The organism is Aeromonas sp. 82P (genome assembly GCF_051919365.1).
GTDB lineage: Bacteria > Pseudomonadota > Gammaproteobacteria > Enterobacterales > Aeromonadaceae > Aeromonas > Aeromonas veronii.
The window spans coordinates 4,439,800-4,456,618 of sequence record NZ_JBQBEV010000001.1 but is presented as its reverse complement, the minus strand read 5'-3'; the positions used below and the strand labels follow the sequence as shown (position 1 = coordinate 4,456,618).

Genomic DNA, 16,819 nt, shown 5'->3' with positions numbered 1-16,819 from the left:
ATGACTCCTGAGCAGAGCGTTGCCCTGGTTGGTGGCGCGGTCAATCTGGTGGTGACCATGGTCTCGGTGCTGATTGTACCGGGCCTGATCGTAGGTTTGGTGGTCAGTATTTTTCAGGCGGCCACCCAGATCCAGGAGCAGACGCTCAGTTTTCTTCCCCGTTTTATCGTGACTCTGATGACCCTTATCTTTACGGGTAACTGGCTGTTGTCGCAGATCACCACTTTGTTCCAGGATCTTTTTCTTAAAATTCCCGGGTTTATCGGATGAATTCGCTGCTGTCCCTCAGTGCTGCTGACCTGACCGCATGGTTGGGACAGTGGTGGTGGCCGTTTATCCGGATCGGTATGGCATTCTGGGTGATGCCGGTCTTTGGGGATACCCGGGTGCCTGCGCAAGTTCGCCTGATGCTGGCGTTTATTATCAGCCTGCTGCTCGCCCCCATGATGAAGGATATGCCGGTTGTCGATCCTTTTAGTGCCGGTGCGCTGGTCCTGGCGGTGGAGCAGCTGCTGTTTGGTTTGCTGTTTGGTCTGTGTGTCCAGTTGCTCTATATGGTGATGACCACTGCGGGGCAGATCCTCTCCATGCAGATGGGGCTCGCGATGGCGGTGATGAATGATCCGGTCAACGGGGATTCTGCCCCCATCATCAGTCAGGTCATGATGGTGTTTTGCGCCTTGCTCTTTCTGGGGCTGAATGGCCACCTGGTGGTACTGGATATTCTGGTGCAGAGCCTGCGTAGCTGGCCGCCGGGTTCATCTCTGGATCTGATCGATATGAAAGGTGTGATCGGGTTGTTTGGTTGGTCTATCGGTGCCGCCCTGTTGCTGACGTTGCCTGCCGTTGTCGCCATGTTGATGGTTAACCTTACCTTCGGGGTGATGAACCGGACCGCCCCTTCGCTCAATATCTTCTCTCTCGGTTTTCCCATGACCCTGTTGCTCGGGTTGCTCACCATGGCGCTCTCCATCAGTGGTGTGCCCTCCCGTTATCTGGATTTGGTTACCCATGTGCTTGAACAGCTGCGAGGCTTGACCCCGGCATGAGTCAGAACAGCGCACAGGACAAAACCGAAGAGGCCTCCAGCCAGAAACGCCAGAAAGCGAGGGATGAGGGGCAGATCGCTCGCTCAAAAGAGCTCAGTTCTGCCGGTTTGCTGCTGCTTGGCGGGTTGGTGATGCAGTGGATGGTGCCGGGGTTTGGTCAGTTCTTTGCCGAGTTGATGAAGCGTCCGCAGCGTTTTGACTGGCAAGGTGCCCGTGACCCGCAGATGATGATCCATTGGCTGGGGGACGCGCTCATAAACATGCTGTGGGTGCTGCTGCCCCTGTTTGGTTTTCTGGCTCTGATGCTGGTGTTGCTCAGCATAGTGCCGGGCGGTATGGCGTTGACCTGGAAAAAGCTGCTACCCAGTGGCGAGAAGATGAACCCTTTGAAGGGGCTGGGGCGGATGTTCTCCAAGAACAGCCTGATGGAGTTGCTGAAGTCACTGCTCAAGGTGACGCTGATCGGTGGCACATTGGCGTTGATGTTAAATCATCAATGGCCTTCCTTGTTGATGATGAACCGGATGCCCCCTCAGGCGGCCCTCGAGCAGGCGCTACGGATCCTCTCCCAAGCATTTATTCTGCTAGGGAGCGTACAGATGCTGATTGCCGTGCTGGATGTGCCCTATCAGCGCTGGTCGCTTAACAAGCAGCTCAGGATGACCAAACAAGAGGTCAAGGATGAGCACAAGAACAGCGAAGGGCGTCCCGAGATCAGGCCAAAATCCGCCAGGTGCAGGGAATGCTTGCTCGTGCGCGTATCGAGCAGCGGGTACCGCAGGCAGATGTGATTATCGTTAACCCGACCCATTATGCGGTGGCAATAAAATATGATGCGACTCGTGCCAATGCCCCTTTCGTGATTGCCAAAGGGGTCGACAGTATGGCTGAGCGGATCCGTCAGGTTGCCAAGCAGCATGACAAGATGGTGATGAGCTTGCCCGAGTTGACGCGAGCCATCTATCACTCGACCAAGGTGGATCAGGAAGTCCCCGCAGGGCTGTACACGGCAGTTGCCTATGTATTGAACCATGTATTGCAGTTAAGGGCGTATGAGGCAGGCAAGGGGAGAAAACCGACCCCTCTTGCCCCGTTATATGTACCGCCCGAGTTACGTCAACCTGAGAGGTAAGTTGTGAACTGGCGTGTATTCACCCAATCCTATACCGCAATTCCGCTGATGTTATTGGCCATTTTGGCCATGATGATCCTGCCTCTGCCCGGTTGGCTGCTGGATGCGCTCTTTACCTTCAACATCGTGTTGGCGGTACTGGTGTTGCTGGTATCCGTCTCGGCCCGCAGACCACTCGATTTCTCGGTATTCCCAACCGTGTTGCTGGTTGCCACCCTGATGCGGCTGTCGCTGAACGTGGCCTCTACCCGTGTGGTGTTGCTGCACGGTCACGAAGGGCATGAAGCGGCCGGTAAGGTCATCCAGGCATTCGGTGAAGTGGTGATCGGTGGCAACTATGTCGTCGGTCTGGTGGTCTTCGTGATCCTGATGATCATCAACTTTGTGGTGATCACCAAGGGTGGCGAGCGGATTTCGGAAGTATCCGCCCGCTTCACGCTGGATGCCATGCCCGGCAAGCAGATGGCCATCGATGCCGACTTGAATGCCGGTACTATGGATCAGCATCAGGCCAGGGCTCGCCGTGAGGAGATCGCGCGCGAGGCTGACTTCTATGGTGCGATGGATGGTGCTTCCAAGTTCGTTCGTGGTGACGCGATAGCTGGCATGCTGGTGCTGATCATCAACCTGGTGGGTGGGTTGGCCATCGGTATCTTCCAGCATGCCTTGCCCGTTGCCGAAGCCTTCCAGCGTTATGCGCTGCTGACCATTGGTGATGGTCTGGTTGCCCAAATCCCGTCCCTGCTGATGTCGACTGCTGCGGCCATTATCGTGACCCGGGTCAGTGATGAGGGGGAGATGGCTGATCAGGTTGGTCAGCAGATCCTGGCATCGCCTCGCGTTATCTATACCTCTGCAACCATCATGCTGATCCTGGGTCTGGTGCCCGGGATGCCGATGCTCGCATTCCTCAGTTTCGCAGCTGTACTGGCCTGGACAGGTTGGAGTGTCAGCAAGCGAGCCGTCAATGTGCCGGATCTGGATGCAGCGCAAGAGCTGACTCGTCAAATGATTCAGCCTGAACAGCAGGCACTGGAGTGGCAGGATTTGCCGCCAGTCGATACGGTCGCCATCGAGCTTGGTTATCGTCTGGTGCCATTGGCTGAAACGGATAAAGGGGCTGAACTGCTTGCACGAGTGCGCGGGATCCGCAAAACCCTCTCCGAGCAGTACGGTTTTCTGCTCCCCGAGATCCGGGTTCGCGACAATTTGCAGTTGCAGCCGGATCAGTACCGGATCAAGTTGTCCGGTGTCGCGTTGGCGATGGGGAATGTGGATTGTCAGCGCTTGATGGCCATCAGCAGTGGTGAGACCTATGGCGCTTTAGATGGCGAGTTGACTCAGGACCCGGCCTACGGCATGAGTGCGGTCTGGATCTCCCCTGAGCAAAAGGCCAAGGCACTTAATCTTGGTTACTCGGTGGTGGATTCGGCCACCGTGATTGCCACTCACGCCAGCAAGCTGTTACGTGAACAACTTGATGCACTGTTTGGTCACGATGAAGTGGGCAAACTGGGCCAATATCTCGCCAGTCAGTCCCCCCGGTTGGCTGAAGAGCTGAATCTGGCGCTGACCCAGATGCAGCAATTGAGAGTGTTTCGTCAATTGCTAAAGGAGCAGGTCAGTCTGACCGATATACGAACCGTTGCCACGACGCTACTGGATGCGAGCGAGCTGACCAAAGACCCTGTCTTGCTGGCATCCGATGTGCGCTGTGCCTTGAAGCGCCAGATTGTGCGGCAGGCCATTGGTAATCGTGATGTGCTGGCTACGTTTACGCTGGATGATCGCCTTGAGCAGACATTGCTGGCTGCAATGAATCAGTCACAACAGCAGGGCAAAATCCAGCTGGACAGCTTCCCGGTTGATCCACAACTGCTGGCCCAATTGCAGCAAAATATGCCGTTGGTGAAGGAGCAGTTGCAGCAGTTGGGGCATGCCCCTGTGTTGGTTGTTATGCCACAACTGAGACCGCTTATGGCCCGTTATGCCCGGTCATTTGCAAAAGGCCTCAAAGTGCTGTCTTACAATGAGATACCTGAAGAGCTACGGGTGGAGGTAATTGGTACACTTGGTTAATTACTGTTGGATAAATATCCTGAAGGGAAGTGTTTTTTCCGCCCCTGCTTGAATTGCCGTATGAATACTATATGATGTGGCGAAAATTGACGCAGCAATGTGTGAAAGTTAAATAACAAAAACAATATTAATTGTGTTGCCACACGCTTAGCCCATCAGGCTGAGCGTGTTATCACATTGTAAGGGCAAACTGAACTGAAAAGTCAGGACGCAAAGCCTCCGGTCTAACAGCAGGAAAGCTAATGACAGCGGGGTTACCAAGGTGAGTTTGGATACAATTCTGTTACCATCTAGATACAAATTGCACCTTTGTAAGTGCGAATTTGTATTTCTCCTTTGTGTCTGATAATTCAGCTCTATTGATTGTTCTATCCACAATCACAGGTGTCGGACGTCTATGTCTTCGGGATTACCAATAAATACAACAATCGGGTTGTGTGGCGATAGCTTGGCTGGGCCCCATATATTATTGATTCAGCCGCTAATAGTTGCCGAAAATGAGGTTGAAAAAATCCTATCCAAGGAAGGCATCAGGGTATCAAGCGTTAATTCTGTTAAACAATCAAAGGGCATTATTGCTGATGGTAATGTCAATTTGATCCTGCTCGATATGGATGCTATGACCGAGCTTGGGCCGCGTATTCTGCGTGAATTCGAAGGACTTGATTGCATCATCATGGTCAATGAGCACCAGGCCACCATTGCTGCGGAAGCTATGTGTGCCGGGGCTGTTGACTATATTGTCAAACCCTTCTGCCCCCAGCAATTGCTCGATGCTGTCCGTGGTGCTCTACGCCTTCGTCAGGCGATCCCCAATCTTATCGCTGTGTCGCCCATGAGCCTGCAGGTCTTGCAACTGGCTCGACGTGCCGCCAAAACCTCCGCCACCATTCTGATTGGTGGTGAGTCAGGCACCGGTAAAGAGCGGTTGGCCCGTTATATTCATGATATGTCAGTCAGGTCTGAAAAACCGTTTGTTGCAATTAATTGCGCTGCCATTCCTGAGACAATGCTCGAATCTATTCTCTTTGGCCATAATAAAGGTGCGTTTACCGGTGCTATATCTGCCCAACCTGGCAAGTTTGAGTTGGCACAGGGCGGGACCCTGTTGCTGGATGAAATATCAGAGCTTCCTTTGAACCTGCAGGCTAAATTATTACGGGTGCTGCAAGAAAAAGAAGTTGAGCGACTTGGCAGCAATCAAACGATTGCTCTTGATGTTCGAATCATTGCCGCCAGCAATAAAGATCTGCGCAAACTGGTTGCATGTGGGCTATTTCGTGAAGACCTTTTCTATCGTCTTGATGTATTGCCAATGAATTGGCCTGCATTACGTGAACGTCCTGAGGATATTATTCCGCTGGCCAACTACTTTATTGAGCGTTATGCATCCCAACAGGGCTATCGCCTGAGTGAACGTGCCTGTCAGTTGTTGCTGTCATATGAATGGCCAGGAAATGTACGAGAGCTGGATAATGTCATTCAACGGTCATTAATAATGGCGCGTGGTTTGCATATACAGTCCGTCGATTTGATGTTGCCAAACTGTATTCTTCCCGAAGAAACAGTCGCAGCAGACACGTGGCATGCTCCCGAGGGGTTAAGTGAAACCCGGCGGCATGCCGAGTTCCAATTTGTATTAGAGACCTTGCGCCGCTTTCGTGGCCATCGTACCCGCACTGCCGATGCACTGGGCATGACAACCCGGGCACTGCGCTACAAGCTTGCGGCGATGCGTGAGCAAGGCATTGATATTGAACAGCAGATTCAAGCAGAGGGATAAAAAGTGAAGATTCAGATGATGTCATCACAGGTGACACTACTGCAGCAGATGCAGGAGATGCAGCGTGTCGCAAGCCAGACCCCTTCTATCGAATCCAATGATCTGTCGGGAGCATCATTTACCGATGCCATGCGGGATGTGGTCGGGCGTGTCAATGAGCAGCAGAATGTCGCGTCAAAATTAATGGCATCCGTAGATGCCGGGCAGAGCGATGATCTGGTGGGCGCCATGGTGGCGAGTCAAAAAGCCGGCTTGAGTTTTTCAGCCTTGATGCAGGTTCGCAACAAGTTGATGACCGGTTTTGATGACATTATGCGCATGCCGCTCTGAGGTAACAGATGACTGAACTGGTAACGTCTCCTCAGGGGGCAGCCCCTGATTCGCTCAAAATCAGGCTACAAGAGGGATTACGCAACTGGCGTACCCTCTCCCGTGACAACAAATCGATCCTGACCATTGCTCTGCTGGCTGCCATTGTGGCCGGTACCATAGTCGTTATCCTGTGGACCTCCAGCAAAAACTATGTGCCCCTGTATGGCAAACAGGAGCTATACGATACCGCCAACATCATGGAGATGCTGGAGAAAGAGCAGGTGCCTTTCCGTCTGGAAAAGAGCACCGGTCAGGTACTGGTTCCTGAAAACCAGCTGGCTCATGTCCGGATGGCGCTTGCTGCACGAGGGGTGCGTGCAGCCATGCCGTCTGGCCTGGAAGGGCTGGACAACGTAACCGGATTGGGTACCAGCGAATTTATGGAAGGGGCGCGTTATCGTCATGCCCTAGAAGGGGAGCTGGCCCGCACCATCATAGCCCTCGATGCCGTACGCAGCGCCCGTGTTCATCTTGCTATTCCGAAGCGCACGTTGTTCGTGGGACGCGATGAGGAGAAACCCAGCGCATCGGTAATGCTCGATATGCAACCGGGCCAATCCATCGAAGCGGGTCAGGTCGAGGCGATTGCCAATCTGGTGGCGGGCAGTATTTCCGGAATGAAACCTGGTGCCGTGACCGTGGTGGACCAATCTGGCCAGTTGCTCAGCGCAGAGCTGGGGGACAAGGTCGGTTTTGGCAAGCAGAGCGTTCAACAGATGGAGTATGTCCGCAAGCTGGAACAATACATTCGTCAGCGTGCCAATGACATGCTCTATCCCATGCTGGGCAGCACCAATTTCAAGGTGCAGATTGCGGCAGACGTTAACTTTAACGCTGTCGAAGAAACCCAGCAGCAGCTCGATCCGCAAGGGGTGGTGACTCGCGAGTCCAACAAGTCAGACAAGACCATCGATGCGTTGGCGATGGGGATCCCGGGGGCGTTATCAAACCGCCCGCCTGAAACGGCGGCACAGGATGAAAAGGCTGGTGCTGACAAAGGCAATGCAAATGCCAATACAGCTACACAACAGAATGACACTCGTACCGAGCGTCAGGAAGTCAGCAAACAGTACGAAAACAGTCGCACCATAGTGCACACCCGTTACCAGCAGGGACGTCTGGAGCGAATTAACGTCTCCATTTTGCTCAATCAGCAGATCGCTCCGAAAGGTGGTTGGAGTGCCGAGCAACTGGAACAGATCCGTCAGATGGTAGAGCGTGCTGTCGGTTTCGATGAGACGCGTGGCGATCAGATTAGTCTGCAGGCCTTCGATTTCAATGGCGCTGTACCAATAGCTGCTCCCGAATCCAGCTGGTGGGAAACCCCTTATTGGCAAGACTCCTTGCGTTATCTGGTCGGTGGTTTACTTGGCCTGACACTGGTCTTCTTCGGTATTCGTCCGTTGGTGAAACATCTGGTTCGTACCCAGCAGCAGCCGGATATGGAAATGGGTGAGACTGAAGAAGAGCCGGAGCCCACAGTCGGATTGTCCATGCGCAGGGATGACGATGATCCCCAGCTGACGTCTGCTCTTTCAAATAGTCTGATCCGTACTGACAACAAGATGGAGCCCCAGTTCTCGTCACTCGATATGGAGTCGTTGCCGGAACCGGGATCCGAGCTGGAGGTTCAGCTCAAGCATTTGCAGTTGCTGGTTGAAAAAGATACCGCCCGGGTGGCGGAGGTTGTCAGAGCATGGGTGAGTGGCAATGAACAGCGTTAACTTGAATCAGAGTGCCGTCGATATCGATATCGACAACCTTGAGAAGGCCGCCATCTTGTTGCTGAGCATGGGGACCGAATCTGCGGCCAAGGTGATGCAGAAGCTCTCCCGCGACGAGGTGCAGCGTTTGATCTCCAAGATGGCCTCTCTCTCTGGCGTCAGCTCGATGGAAGCCAAGTGGACGTTGCAGCAGTTCTTCAATCACTACCGTGAGCAGAGCGGAATTGGCAGTGCCTCACGGGAGTATCTGGAACAGACGCTCGATCTTGCTCTGGGGCAACGACTCTCCCGTAGTTTGCTCGACAGTTTGTACGGCGATGTGATGAGTCAGGATATCCAGCGCCTGCAGTGGGTGCCTGCCGATGTGCTTGCCCGTTTCTTCCGCAACGAGCATCCCCAGATGCAGGCTGTGCTGCTGGCCTTCTTGCCACCCCAGACTGCGTCCGCCGTGCTAGATGCCTTGCCCGGATCGGTACACGATGATTTGTTGGTGCGCGTCGCCAGTCTCAGCAGTGTCAGTGAGCATGTGCTGGGCGAACTCAGGCTGACACTGGATCGCTGTCTCACCTACGTGGCAGATCAATCCGGTGCCAAGGTAAACGGGGTACGGCAGGTAGCCGATATTCTCAACCGTTATCAGGGGGACAAGGAGCAGATGCTCTCCCTGTTGCGCGAATACGACGGTGACATGGCGCTGGAGATCGAGAAGAACATGTTCGATTTCATGGCGTTGCGCCGTCAGAGCGACGACACCTTGCAACGGTTGGTGCAGGAGCTGCCCAGCGAATTGCTGGCACTGGCTCTCAAGAACACCGAAACCAGCTTCCGCAAAGTTGTGTTGGGTGCCATGCCGAAGCGGATGGCTCAGGCGCTGGACGATCAGATCCAGAACCAGGGCAGTGTCTCTTTGCGCAAGGTCGAGCAGGCAAGGGAAGAGGTCATGCAACTGGTCCGCGAGTTGGTGGAGCAGGGCGAGATCGAGTTCCAGCTGTTCGAAGAGCCCACCGTCAGTTAAAAGGAGGCATTCATGAGTCACAATGTGCGCAAATTGATGCCCGGGGCGACCCGTCTGTATCGTTTCCCTGCGCTCGGTCAGAGTGGGGAAGAGGCACGGAGTCAGCAAGAACAGTTTGAATTCGGCTATCAGCAGGGGCTGGAGCAAGGTCATGACGAAGGTTATCAGGCCGGCTATCAGCAAGGGCTGACCAGCGGCCTGCAGGAAGGCGAGAGCACCGGTTTGCAACAAGGGCAAACCCGCGGGTTTGCTCAGGGCCTTTCGGAGGGGCGAGCCGCCTTCGAACAGGCAATGGTGCCGTTTGCCAAGCTGCAAGAGCAGTGGGAGTCACTGAGCCGGGCCCGGATGGTCGAGCAGAAAGAGCTGATTGCCCAGCTGGTGGCGCAGGTGGCCAAGCGGGTCATTATGGCGGAGTTTACCCTCAATCCCCAGCAGGTTATGAATCAGGTCGAGCAGGCGTTGGCTACCTTGCCGAGTGAGTCGGAAGAGCTGGTGATCTACCTCAATGAGGGAGACCGACAGCGACTCGCCGAGCAGGGGGTGACTCGCTGCGAAGGGTGGCCATTGCAAGTTGATGCAGCACTTGGGGTAGGCGATGCCCGTATCGAAACGCGCGCTGCCGTCGTTGAGGTAAGCACCAGCTCCCGCCTGGCAACTTGCATCGAACAGCTCAACAGCTCACTGGACGTGCCGCAAGATGCATGAAGCCTTGCAGCAGGCACTGACCAGTGCGCTGGACAATCTGGATGAGCTACCCGCATTTCGTCGCTTTGGCCGGTTGGTGCGAGTCACCGGTTTGACTCTGGAAGTAGTCGGCTGCCAACTTGTGATGGGGCAGCGTTGTCGTGTCAGCACGGCAAGTGGCGCCCCCTTGCTGGCCGAGGTGGTCGGTTTTAACCGGGATATCTCTTTCCTGATGCCGCTGCAGCCGATGAGTGGCCTCTTCGCGGGAGCTCAGGTCGAACCGATCGATGGAGAGGAAACCGTTCGGCTTGGTAGTCATCTGCTTGGGCGGGTACTCGATGGCCTGCTGCAACCCCTCGACGGGCAACCGTTACCCGACGTTGGTGACAGTGTCCCTCTGTTTGCTCTTCCCCCCAATCCGCTATTGCGAACCCCGGTACGTGAACCGCTGGATGTCGGTATCCGCGCCATCAATGGCCTGCTGACTGTTGGCAAGGGCCAGCGTTTGGGGCTGTTCGCCGGCTCGGGGGTAGGCAAGAGTATGTTGCTGGGCATGATGACCCGCAATACCGCAGCCCAGATTGTGGTGGTGGGACTGATTGGTGAGCGGGGCCGTGAAGTGCGCGAATTCATCGAACACAGTCTGGGGAACGATGGTCTGGCTCGCGCCGTGGTCATTGCGGCGCCAGCGGATCAATCTCCCCTGATGCGGCTGCGAGCTGCCCAACTATGCCACCGGATTGCCGAGTATTTCCGTGAGCAGGGGCAGGATGTGCTGCTGCTGATGGATTCACTGACCCGCTATGCCCAGGCGCAGCGGGAAATCGCGCTGGCCATCGGTGAACCTCCTGCCACCAGGGGGTATCCACCCTCGGTATTCAGCATGCTGACCCAGCTGGTGGAGCGAGCCGGTAACGGCACGCATCCGGATGGCAGTCTGAGTGCGTTCTACACAGTGCTGGCGGAAGGGGATGACCAGCAGGATCCGGTGGTCGATGCGGCGCGCGCCATTCTCGATGGTCATATCGTGCTGACCCGCCGTCTTGCGGAAGAGGGCCACTATCCCGCCATCGATATCGGTGCCTCGGTCAGTCGGGTTATGCCGCAAGTCGTACCTGCCGAATGGCAAAAGCTGGCGGTCACCTTGCGCCAGCTGTGGGGACGCTATCAGCAGGTGCGTGAACTGCTACCACTGGGTGGTTATCAACCCGGGGCCGATCCGCAGATGGATGAAGCTGTTCAGCGTTATCCGGGGATTGCGGCATTTCTGCAGCAAGGCTTGCATGAAGAGATGGCCTTTGAGCAGGTGATGGTTGGTCTCAAGCAGGTGCTGGGGCAGGGATAAGGATTCGTTATGCTGAAGTCTTATCTGGGGTTGCAACAGGAAGAGCTGGAAAATCTTGGCGCCGAGCGTCGACGCTTGCGGGAGCTGGCGTTGCGGGAAGAGCAGCGAGCACACAAATTGCAGGAAGTGATCTCTTTGCTGCGGCCCGGTTCCGACAAGTTTCACCCTTTGCTATGGCAAAACAAGCAACAGATGGATGGCCAGTTGCGCCGTTTGCTCTCCCATCAGGTGCAGCAATCTGCGCTGGCCAGACTGGATCTGGAGCGCCACGAAGGGGAACTTGTCCGGCAGTTCGGGCGGGTCAAGGGACTGGAGCTATTGCTGGCAAGACGTGATGATGTTGCTCGCCAGCAGCAGGAGAGGCGGGATCAGCTACAGCTGGATGAGCTGGCGAGTTTGCGTCACCTGACCCGCAAAGAGTAAGACGGAAGGTTAATCCGTAATGCTGTCCGGGTCGCGATAACCTGACTCTTGTCCCAACAGAGAATGAATCGTCTCCATCTGGCCTGCCAGCAGACGGCCATTGAGATCATTCTGGCGCAGACACTGGTGCAGCAGCTGTTCAAGCTGTTGCCATTGATTGGCTACCTTGGTGCGCAGGGGAAGTGGCAGCTTGGCTATCAGGGTGGCCATCCCCTTCTCATCGGGTTTGAGGCCCAATGTCTGCAGCTGTTGGCAACGCAATTTTGCCTGTTGTGTCACCTTGGCCATCAGTGTTGTCTGCTGTTCGTTATGGGCTTGCAGACCATCGACATCATGGCTTGCCAGCAGTGCATGCTGGCGCAGCAACAGGGCGGTGAGTTCGGTATAGTGGCCGTAATCCTGCTGGATCCCGAGGATCAATGCCTTGACGGTGGCCTTGGTATCCACGCTCATCGGCGATGCATATCCAGAATGGCCTGACCCAGCGCATCCAGATCGATCTCCAGCTTGCCTTCACTGATGGCTTTGCGGATCTCGTTGACCTTGTCCATGTCGACGTCGGATGTGGTAGCCAGCTGGCTGCGGGCGTTGGCTACTGACTGTGCTGTGCTGCTGATCCGTGCTTCGGATGACTGTGCAGACCTGGTTTCCGGTTTGGTCGTTACATCCGGTTTGCGGCCAGGCTGATTTTGAATATAGAGCGAGTCAGTACGGGTAATTTTCATAACATAAATTCCTGATGGTCTGTTTATGACAAGCGACCCAAGGCTTGTCGAACTTGAATCAAATTGCGATCTTGGTTCAAAAACGGGTTTCAACTTCCCCTATATCAGTCACCCATGCCTGTATCTGCTTGCCAGAGCTAAGATTTTTCACTCTGATCCCCTCGCCTATTGCGCCATTATCGAGGGCCTCCCCTCTGGTTGTGGCGGAGAACTCACCTTTCCCTGCACGAATTAGTACCCCTTCCCCCTGTTTGACCGCCCAACTTTTTTGTAAGTCCAGCTCACCGATGAGTTGCCCGCTTCTCAGATGCCGGTTGCTTTTATGGCCCAGCAGGGAGTGATTACTCGGGATAAACCCGCGCTGTATGCGGCTGACATCCAACTCTTTCTCCACCAGATCGCTGGCGCTGATGGCCTGACCTTTTGCGATATCCCGTGCAGCAACCCAGACCGGCAACAGTAGCGAGACCTCTACCCGCCCGCGCACTTGCCAGGCGGGATCTGTGCATTCGATGAGATAGGGGCGTCGTCCCCAGGGTTGCCGATACTGGCCACCTGCTTGTAACGAGAGTGACTGTGAGGGACAGGGAGGAAGGTGCTCGGCGGAAGGGGCAAGCCAGACCCGAAACTCCCCTGAGGCTGCGGGCCATCCCTGCTGGGTGATGTAGTCATCAAGACTCTGGCGGGCATCTTGTTCAAGCAACTGTTCAAGCATGGCGCTTTGCACCTGCGGGGCACCGTGCGCGAATGCGCTCAGCAGTAGCCAGAGGATGCCGCTCCATTTCCACACGGGAAGTCGCACTTCCTCATTTTTCATCTGCTTGCGGCGGATGGTGCATGGTAACCGCTTGAAACTAGGTATCTTCATGGTTGGCATGAGTCTTGATAAGGGTAACCCGGTCTGAGTGAACGATAAAGGATGAAGCATGAGTATCTCATTTGACAGCGCCCTCGGCGTACACCCTTATGCCCTCGATGTCAGGGCGGAGCGGGCGCGTATTCTGGCGGGAAATCTGGCCAACGTGGATACACCGGGCTATCTGGCTCGGGATGTCGATTATAAGACGATTCTGGGCCGTGTCGCGCAGCAAGTTGCTGCGGGCGAGGAGAGTCAGGCCATCAACCAGGGCACCATGCGTGACGATATGCGTCACCCCCTCTATCGCATTCCTTATCAGGTCTCCATGGATGGCAATACCGCCGAATTGGGGGTTGAGCAGGGCAAATTTGCCAACAACGCCACCGATTTTCAGACCAGTCTCACTTTCCTCAATATGAAGATTACCGGGATCGCCAAGGCGATCGAGGGCCGTTAACCATGTCGTTCAACAAGATTTATGACATCGCTGGCAGTGCCATGCGCGCCCAGACCGTGCGGCTGGATACCGTTGCCTCCAACCTGGCCAACGTGGATAGCGCGGCCGCCAGTGAAGACGCCGCGTTTCGTGCCATCAAGCCGGTTTTTTCCACTCTCTATCAGAAGATTCAGGATGCCGATGGCCTCGGAGCTGCGTCGGTGCAAGTGGCGGGTATCGTACAGTCCGACCGTCAGGTCGAGAAACGGCTGGAGCCGACTAACCCGATGGCCGATCAGGATGGCTTTGTTTACTACTCCAACGTCAACGTGGTGGAAGAGATGGCCGACATGATGAGCGCCTCTCGCGGTTTTGAAACCTCGGTAGAGGTGATCAACCGGATCAACAGTATGCAGCAAGGTTTGCTGCGTCTTGGTCAGGGAGCCTAAGCCATGAGTCTGCCACAGATAAGCAGTCTGGATACGGCGCGTGGTACGGGTCAGGCTGTTGCTGACCCCAAGATCGCCAGCAATGGCACCGGTGCTGCTCAGGAAACACAAGCCAACCAGAATAGCGGGATGCAACTGCGTAACGAATTCCTGCAGATGATGGTGGCGCAGATCCAGAACCAGGATCCCACCAACCCGCTTGATGGTGCCCAGTATGTTGCCCAGCTGGCCCAGTTCAGCATGGTAGAGGGTGTCGAGGGACTGAAGAAGCTTCAGTTACAGAGCAACACCAAGATGGATACCCAGCAGGTGTTGCAGAGTACCGCTTTGGTCGACAAAGAGGTCATGGTGCCGAGCAAAACCCTTAAACAACAGCAAGAGCACAAGATCCGCGGTCAAATCGAGCTGCAAAGTGCGGCGGAGCAAGTGGATCTCAAAGTGTATGACCAGCACGGCGTGCTGGTGGCCAGCAAGAGTTGGGGTGAGAGCAAAGCGGGCGGGCTGGATTATGAACTGCCCCCCCTTCCTGCCGGAGAGTACCGCTTTGAGGTCAAGGCCTCGGCGGGCAAGACCTTGGTGGCGACCAAAAATTATGTAGCGAGCAAGGTTGAACGTGTTGCCTTGCCCGGTACGGGAGAAATCATGCTGCAGGTTGCCGGTGTGGGCGATGTCCCGCTGTTCAGTGCAATCCAGTTCGGCAAATCAGCGTAATCAGAAAGGAGCGACACTGTGTCTTTCAGTATCGGATTGAGCGGCCTGCGTGCCGTAAACCAGGAATTGAGCGTTATCAGTAACAACGTTGCTAACGCCAGTACCGCAGGCTTCAAATCCAGCCGTGCCGAGTTTGCTGCCATCTATGGTGGTGGTCAGGCTGGCGGTGTCGAGATGAACAACGTCTCCCAGAACTTTGATCGCAACGGTGATGTGATGCGCACCGGGCGAGGGTTGGATCTGGCTATTTCTGGCAGTGGTTTCTTCGTGCTGAAAGATGGCAGCGGACAAACCTCCTACACCAGAGCGGGCATGTTCCAGCGTGATAGCGGTAACTACCTGACCACGGCGAGTGGTACCCGTCTGCAGGGTTATACCACGGATGACGCCGGCAAACTGCAATCCGGTGTGGTCGGGGATATTCAGGTCAAGGCGGGCAGCCTGCCAGCCAAGGCATCCGACAAGCTGGAGTTTGTGGCGAACCTGAAGGCTAATGCCACTGAGATTGATACCAAACCACCTTACGATTTTGATCCTAAGAAATCTGAAACTTTCAGTTATTCACAGTCCAGTAAGGTCTATGACTCGCTGGGGGTTGAGCACACAGTTACTCAGTATTTTGTCAAAAAAAAGCCTAATGAGTGGGCTGTACACTACACCTTCGATGGTGACAAAACGGGACTGCCCACCACCGCACTGACTTTTGAGAAAGATGGCACGCTTGCTAAGTCTACCGCTATGCCCATTCTGGACTTGACTCCGCCAGGTGCCATGGATATCAAGCTCACCGTCGATATCAGCAAGGTGAGCCAATATGCCTCCGATTTTAACGCCACTCGTAACCAGTCTAATGGTTATACCGCAGGTGACCTGACCGGTGTACGGGTTGATGCCGATGGTGGTGTCTATGCCACCTTTACCAACGGCCAGAGCCTGTTGCAGGGGCAGGTCGTGATGGCCAACTTCACCAACCCCAATGGTCTGCTGCAGACCAACAACACCACCTGGCAACAGTCGTTCAGTTCCGGCCAGCCGGTACTGGGGGCGCCGGGAACCGGCACCATGGGTCAGTTGACTGCCGGGGCCTACGAGAGCTCCAACGTGGATCTGACTGGTGAACTGGTTAGCCTGATGACTTCCCAGCGTAACTATCAGGCCAACGCCAAGACCATCAGTTCCGCTGACAAGATGACCCAGGTTCTGTTCAACTCCTTCTAAGGGTAACCCGTGGAAAAGCTTATCTACACCGCCATGTCCGGGGCGCAGCATACCCTGATGGCCCAGCAAATCCGGGCCAATAACCTGGCCAACGTCAATACCGCCGGTTTTCGGGCTGACTTTGAGCGGGTTTCTGCTTATGCCCTGACGGGCGATGGTTATCAGAGCCGGGTGATGGCCAGAGAAGAGATGGCCGGGACCAACTTCAAAGCTGGCCCTCTGATGCAGACGGGGCGCAAGCTGGATGTGGCGATTCGTGGCGAGGGTTTTCTGGCGGTGCAGACGCCTGATGGCAAAGAGGCCTATACCCGTGCTGGTAACCTGGAGACCGATGCCGACGGGCTGTTGACCCTCAATGGTCGGCCGGTGCTGGGGGAGGGGGGCGAGCTGGTGCTGCCCGCTTATCGTGACATCAGTTTCGGCAAGGATGGCACCCTGAGCATCACTCCTCCGGGTGGTGGCGCCCGGCTTGATGTAGGCCGCCTGAAGCTGGTCAATCCTGATCCGGCCGAGCTGGTAAAAGGCCACGATGGTCTGTTCCGGATGCGCCAAGGGGGGGATGCCGAAAGCAGCGAGCAGGTGGTGATGGCATCCGGCTTTTTGGAAGGGGCCAACGTCAATGCCGTGGATGAGCTGGTCAGCAGTATGTCATTGACCCGCAATTTTGAACTGCAGGTCAAGTTGATGAAAGCGGCGGATGATCAGGCTCGTCAAGGGGCCAAATTGATTTCCGGTCAGGGTTGATTTTGACGGCATCGGGCAGATACCCGATGCCTTGCCACATCCCAGTGGATGAGGCTTGATGAACAAGGTGG

Annotated in this window: 18 protein-coding genes, 1 pseudogene and 1 riboswitch; of the genes and pseudogenes, 16 read left to right on the top strand and 3 right to left on the bottom strand. The window is 55.4% G+C overall.

What is annotated here, in order from left to right; translation table 11 throughout:
• From fliQ to lfiJ, 11 genes and pseudogenes are all read left to right on the top strand, one after another.
• Positions 1 to 270, top strand: coding sequence for a flagellar biosynthesis protein FliQ (fliQ, locus tag ACTG2S_RS20440; RefSeq protein WP_005336246.1), 270 nt, complete (start codon positions 1 to 3; stop codon positions 268 to 270).
• Positions 267 to 1,049 carry a lateral flagellar biosynthetic protein LfiR gene (lfiR, locus tag ACTG2S_RS20435; protein ID WP_005336245.1) on the top strand — a complete coding sequence of 261 codons (783 nt, stop codon included), beginning with the start codon at positions 267 to 269 and terminating at the stop codon, positions 1,047 to 1,049. The genes fliQ and lfiR overlap by 4 nt, the downstream gene beginning before the upstream one ends.
• Positions 1,046 to 2,181: pseudogene (gene flhB / locus ACTG2S_RS20430) on the top strand (flagellar biosynthesis protein FlhB). Before lfiR ends, flhB begins: the two are co-directional and overlap by 4 nt.
• 3 nt (positions 2,182 to 2,184) lie before the next feature.
• Positions 2,185 to 4,260, top strand: coding sequence for a lateral flagellar biosynthesis protein LfhA (lfhA, locus tag ACTG2S_RS20425; protein ID WP_064335284.1), 2,076 nt, complete (start codon positions 2,185 to 2,187; stop codon positions 4,258 to 4,260).
• A gap of 174 nt (positions 4,261 to 4,434) precedes the next feature.
• Positions 4,435 to 4,522, top strand: a riboswitch (cyclic di-GMP riboswitch).
• Positions 4,523 to 4,657: 135 nt separating this feature from the next.
• The gene (gene lafK, locus ACTG2S_RS20420; RefSeq protein ID WP_274160635.1) at positions 4,658 to 6,043 is read left to right on the top strand and encodes a lateral flagellar response regulator transcription factor LafK; all 1,386 of its coding nucleotides are present in this window, start codon (positions 4,658 to 4,660) and stop codon (positions 6,041 to 6,043) included.
• 3 nt (positions 6,044 to 6,046) lie between these two features.
• Positions 6,047 to 6,373 carry a lateral flagellar hook-basal body complex protein LfiE gene (gene lfiE / locus ACTG2S_RS20415; RefSeq protein ID WP_005336241.1) on the top strand — a complete coding sequence of 109 codons (327 nt, stop codon included), beginning with the start codon at positions 6,047 to 6,049 and terminating at the stop codon, positions 6,371 to 6,373.
• Positions 6,374 to 6,390: 17 nt separating this feature from the next.
• On the top strand, positions 6,391 to 8,139 hold the full coding sequence (gene fliFL, locus ACTG2S_RS20410; RefSeq protein WP_274160660.1) for a lateral flagellar M-ring protein FliFL: 1,749 nt from the start codon (positions 6,391 to 6,393) through the stop codon (positions 8,137 to 8,139).
• Positions 8,126 to 9,154: a lateral flagellar motor switch protein FliGL gene (gene fliGL, locus ACTG2S_RS20405; protein ID WP_274160634.1), complete on the top strand. Its 1,029-nt coding sequence runs from the start codon at positions 8,126 to 8,128 to the stop codon at positions 9,152 to 9,154. Before fliFL ends, fliGL begins: the two co-directional genes overlap by 14 nt.
• A 12-nt stretch (positions 9,155 to 9,166) precedes the next feature.
• Positions 9,167 to 9,859, top strand: coding sequence for a lateral flagellar assembly protein FliH (gene lfiH / locus ACTG2S_RS20400; RefSeq protein WP_274160633.1), 693 nt, complete (start codon positions 9,167 to 9,169; stop codon positions 9,857 to 9,859).
• Positions 9,852 to 11,183, top strand: coding sequence for a lateral flagellar FliI-like assembly ATPase LfiI (lfiI, locus tag ACTG2S_RS20395; RefSeq protein ID WP_274160632.1), 1,332 nt, complete (start codon positions 9,852 to 9,854; stop codon positions 11,181 to 11,183). The genes lfiH and lfiI overlap by 8 nt, the downstream gene beginning before the upstream one ends.
• 9 nt (positions 11,184 to 11,192) lie before the next feature.
• Positions 11,193 to 11,606, top strand: a complete 414-nt coding sequence (gene lfiJ, locus ACTG2S_RS20390; RefSeq protein ID WP_274160631.1) for a lateral flagellar protein LfiJ — start codon at positions 11,193 to 11,195, stop codon at positions 11,604 to 11,606.
• A gap of 9 nt (positions 11,607 to 11,615) precedes the next feature.
• Here the strand turns inward: lfiJ and ACTG2S_RS20385 are convergent, their stop codons facing one another.
• From ACTG2S_RS20385 to flgA, 3 genes are all read right to left on the bottom strand, one after another.
• Positions 11,616 to 12,059, bottom strand: a complete 444-nt coding sequence (locus ACTG2S_RS20385) for a flagellar protein FlgN (RefSeq protein ID WP_069527057.1) — start codon at positions 12,057 to 12,059, stop codon at positions 11,616 to 11,618.
• On the bottom strand, positions 12,056 to 12,331 hold the full coding sequence (gene flgM / locus ACTG2S_RS20380; protein WP_005336222.1) for a flagellar biosynthesis anti-sigma factor FlgM: 276 nt from the start codon (positions 12,329 to 12,331) through the stop codon (positions 12,056 to 12,058). The genes ACTG2S_RS20385 and flgM overlap by 4 nt, the downstream gene beginning before the upstream one ends.
• Before the next feature lie 76 nt (positions 12,332 to 12,407).
• Positions 12,408 to 13,259 (bottom strand): flagellar basal body P-ring formation chaperone FlgA, encoded by an 852-nt coding sequence (flgA, locus tag ACTG2S_RS20375; RefSeq protein WP_274160630.1) that lies wholly within the window; start codon positions 13,257 to 13,259, stop codon positions 12,408 to 12,410.
• Here flgA and lfgB point away from each other — a divergent pair.
• From lfgB to lfgF, 5 genes are read left to right on the top strand one after another with little or no spacing between them, the layout of a single operon-like run.
• Positions 13,258 to 13,647 carry a lateral flagellar basal body rod protein LfgB gene (lfgB, locus tag ACTG2S_RS20370; RefSeq protein ID WP_088868307.1) on the top strand — a complete coding sequence of 130 codons (390 nt, stop codon included), beginning with the start codon at positions 13,258 to 13,260 and terminating at the stop codon, positions 13,645 to 13,647. The genes flgA and lfgB overlap by 2 nt on opposite strands.
• Before the next feature lie 2 nt (positions 13,648 to 13,649).
• Positions 13,650 to 14,075 carry a lateral flagellar basal body rod protein FlgCL gene (gene flgCL, locus ACTG2S_RS20365; protein WP_019444815.1) on the top strand — a complete coding sequence of 142 codons (426 nt, stop codon included), beginning with the start codon at positions 13,650 to 13,652 and terminating at the stop codon, positions 14,073 to 14,075.
• Between the two features lie 3 nt (positions 14,076 to 14,078).
• Positions 14,079 to 14,786 (top strand): flagellar hook assembly protein FlgD, encoded by a 708-nt coding sequence (locus ACTG2S_RS20360; RefSeq protein WP_201905124.1) that lies wholly within the window; start codon positions 14,079 to 14,081, stop codon positions 14,784 to 14,786.
• An 18-nt stretch (positions 14,787 to 14,804) separates the two neighbouring features.
• Positions 14,805 to 16,004 carry a lateral flagellar hook protein FlgEL gene (flgEL, locus tag ACTG2S_RS20355; protein WP_439983187.1) on the top strand — a complete coding sequence of 400 codons (1,200 nt, stop codon included), beginning with the start codon at positions 14,805 to 14,807 and terminating at the stop codon, positions 16,002 to 16,004.
• 9 nt (positions 16,005 to 16,013) lie between these two features.
• Entirely contained in the window at positions 16,014 to 16,748 is a 735-nt protein-coding gene (gene lfgF / locus ACTG2S_RS20350; RefSeq protein ID WP_088868310.1) for a lateral flagellar basal-body rod protein LfgF, read from the top strand.
• Positions 16,749 to 16,819 lie beyond the last annotated feature (71 nt).

Bases quoted from the DNA above. Each gene is read 5' to 3' on its own strand.
- fliQ (WP_005336246.1), top strand. From the start codon at position 1: ATGACTCCTGAGCAGAGCGTTGCCCTGGTTGGTGGCGCGGTCAATCTG.
- lfiR (WP_005336245.1), top strand. From the start codon at position 267: ATGAATTCGCTGCTGTCCCTCAGTGCTGCTGACCTGACCGCATGGTTG.
- lafK (WP_274160635.1), top strand. From the start codon at position 4,658: ATGTCTTCGGGATTACCAATAAATACAACAATCGGGTTGTGTGGCGAT.
- fliGL (WP_274160634.1), top strand. From the start codon at position 8,126: ATGAACAGCGTTAACTTGAATCAGAGTGCCGTCGATATCGATATCGAC.
- lfiH (WP_274160633.1), top strand. From the start codon at position 9,167: ATGAGTCACAATGTGCGCAAATTGATGCCCGGGGCGACCCGTCTGTAT.
- lfiI (WP_274160632.1), top strand. From the start codon at position 9,852: ATGCATGAAGCCTTGCAGCAGGCACTGACCAGTGCGCTGGACAATCTG.
- lfiJ (WP_274160631.1), top strand. From the start codon at position 11,193: ATGCTGAAGTCTTATCTGGGGTTGCAACAGGAAGAGCTGGAAAATCTT.
- ACTG2S_RS20385 (WP_069527057.1), bottom strand. From the start codon at position 12,059: ATGAGCGTGGATACCAAGGCCACCGTCAAGGCATTGATCCTCGGGATC.
- flgM (WP_005336222.1), bottom strand. From the start codon at position 12,331: ATGAAAATTACCCGTACTGACTCGCTCTATATTCAAAATCAGCCTGGC.
- lfgB (WP_088868307.1), top strand. From the start codon at position 13,258: ATGAGTATCTCATTTGACAGCGCCCTCGGCGTACACCCTTATGCCCTC.
- flgA (WP_274160630.1), bottom strand. From the start codon at position 13,259: ATGCTTCATCCTTTATCGTTCACTCAGACCGGGTTACCCTTATCAAGA.
- flgCL (WP_019444815.1), top strand. From the start codon at position 13,650: ATGTCGTTCAACAAGATTTATGACATCGCTGGCAGTGCCATGCGCGCC.
- ACTG2S_RS20360 (WP_201905124.1), top strand. From the start codon at position 14,079: ATGAGTCTGCCACAGATAAGCAGTCTGGATACGGCGCGTGGTACGGGT.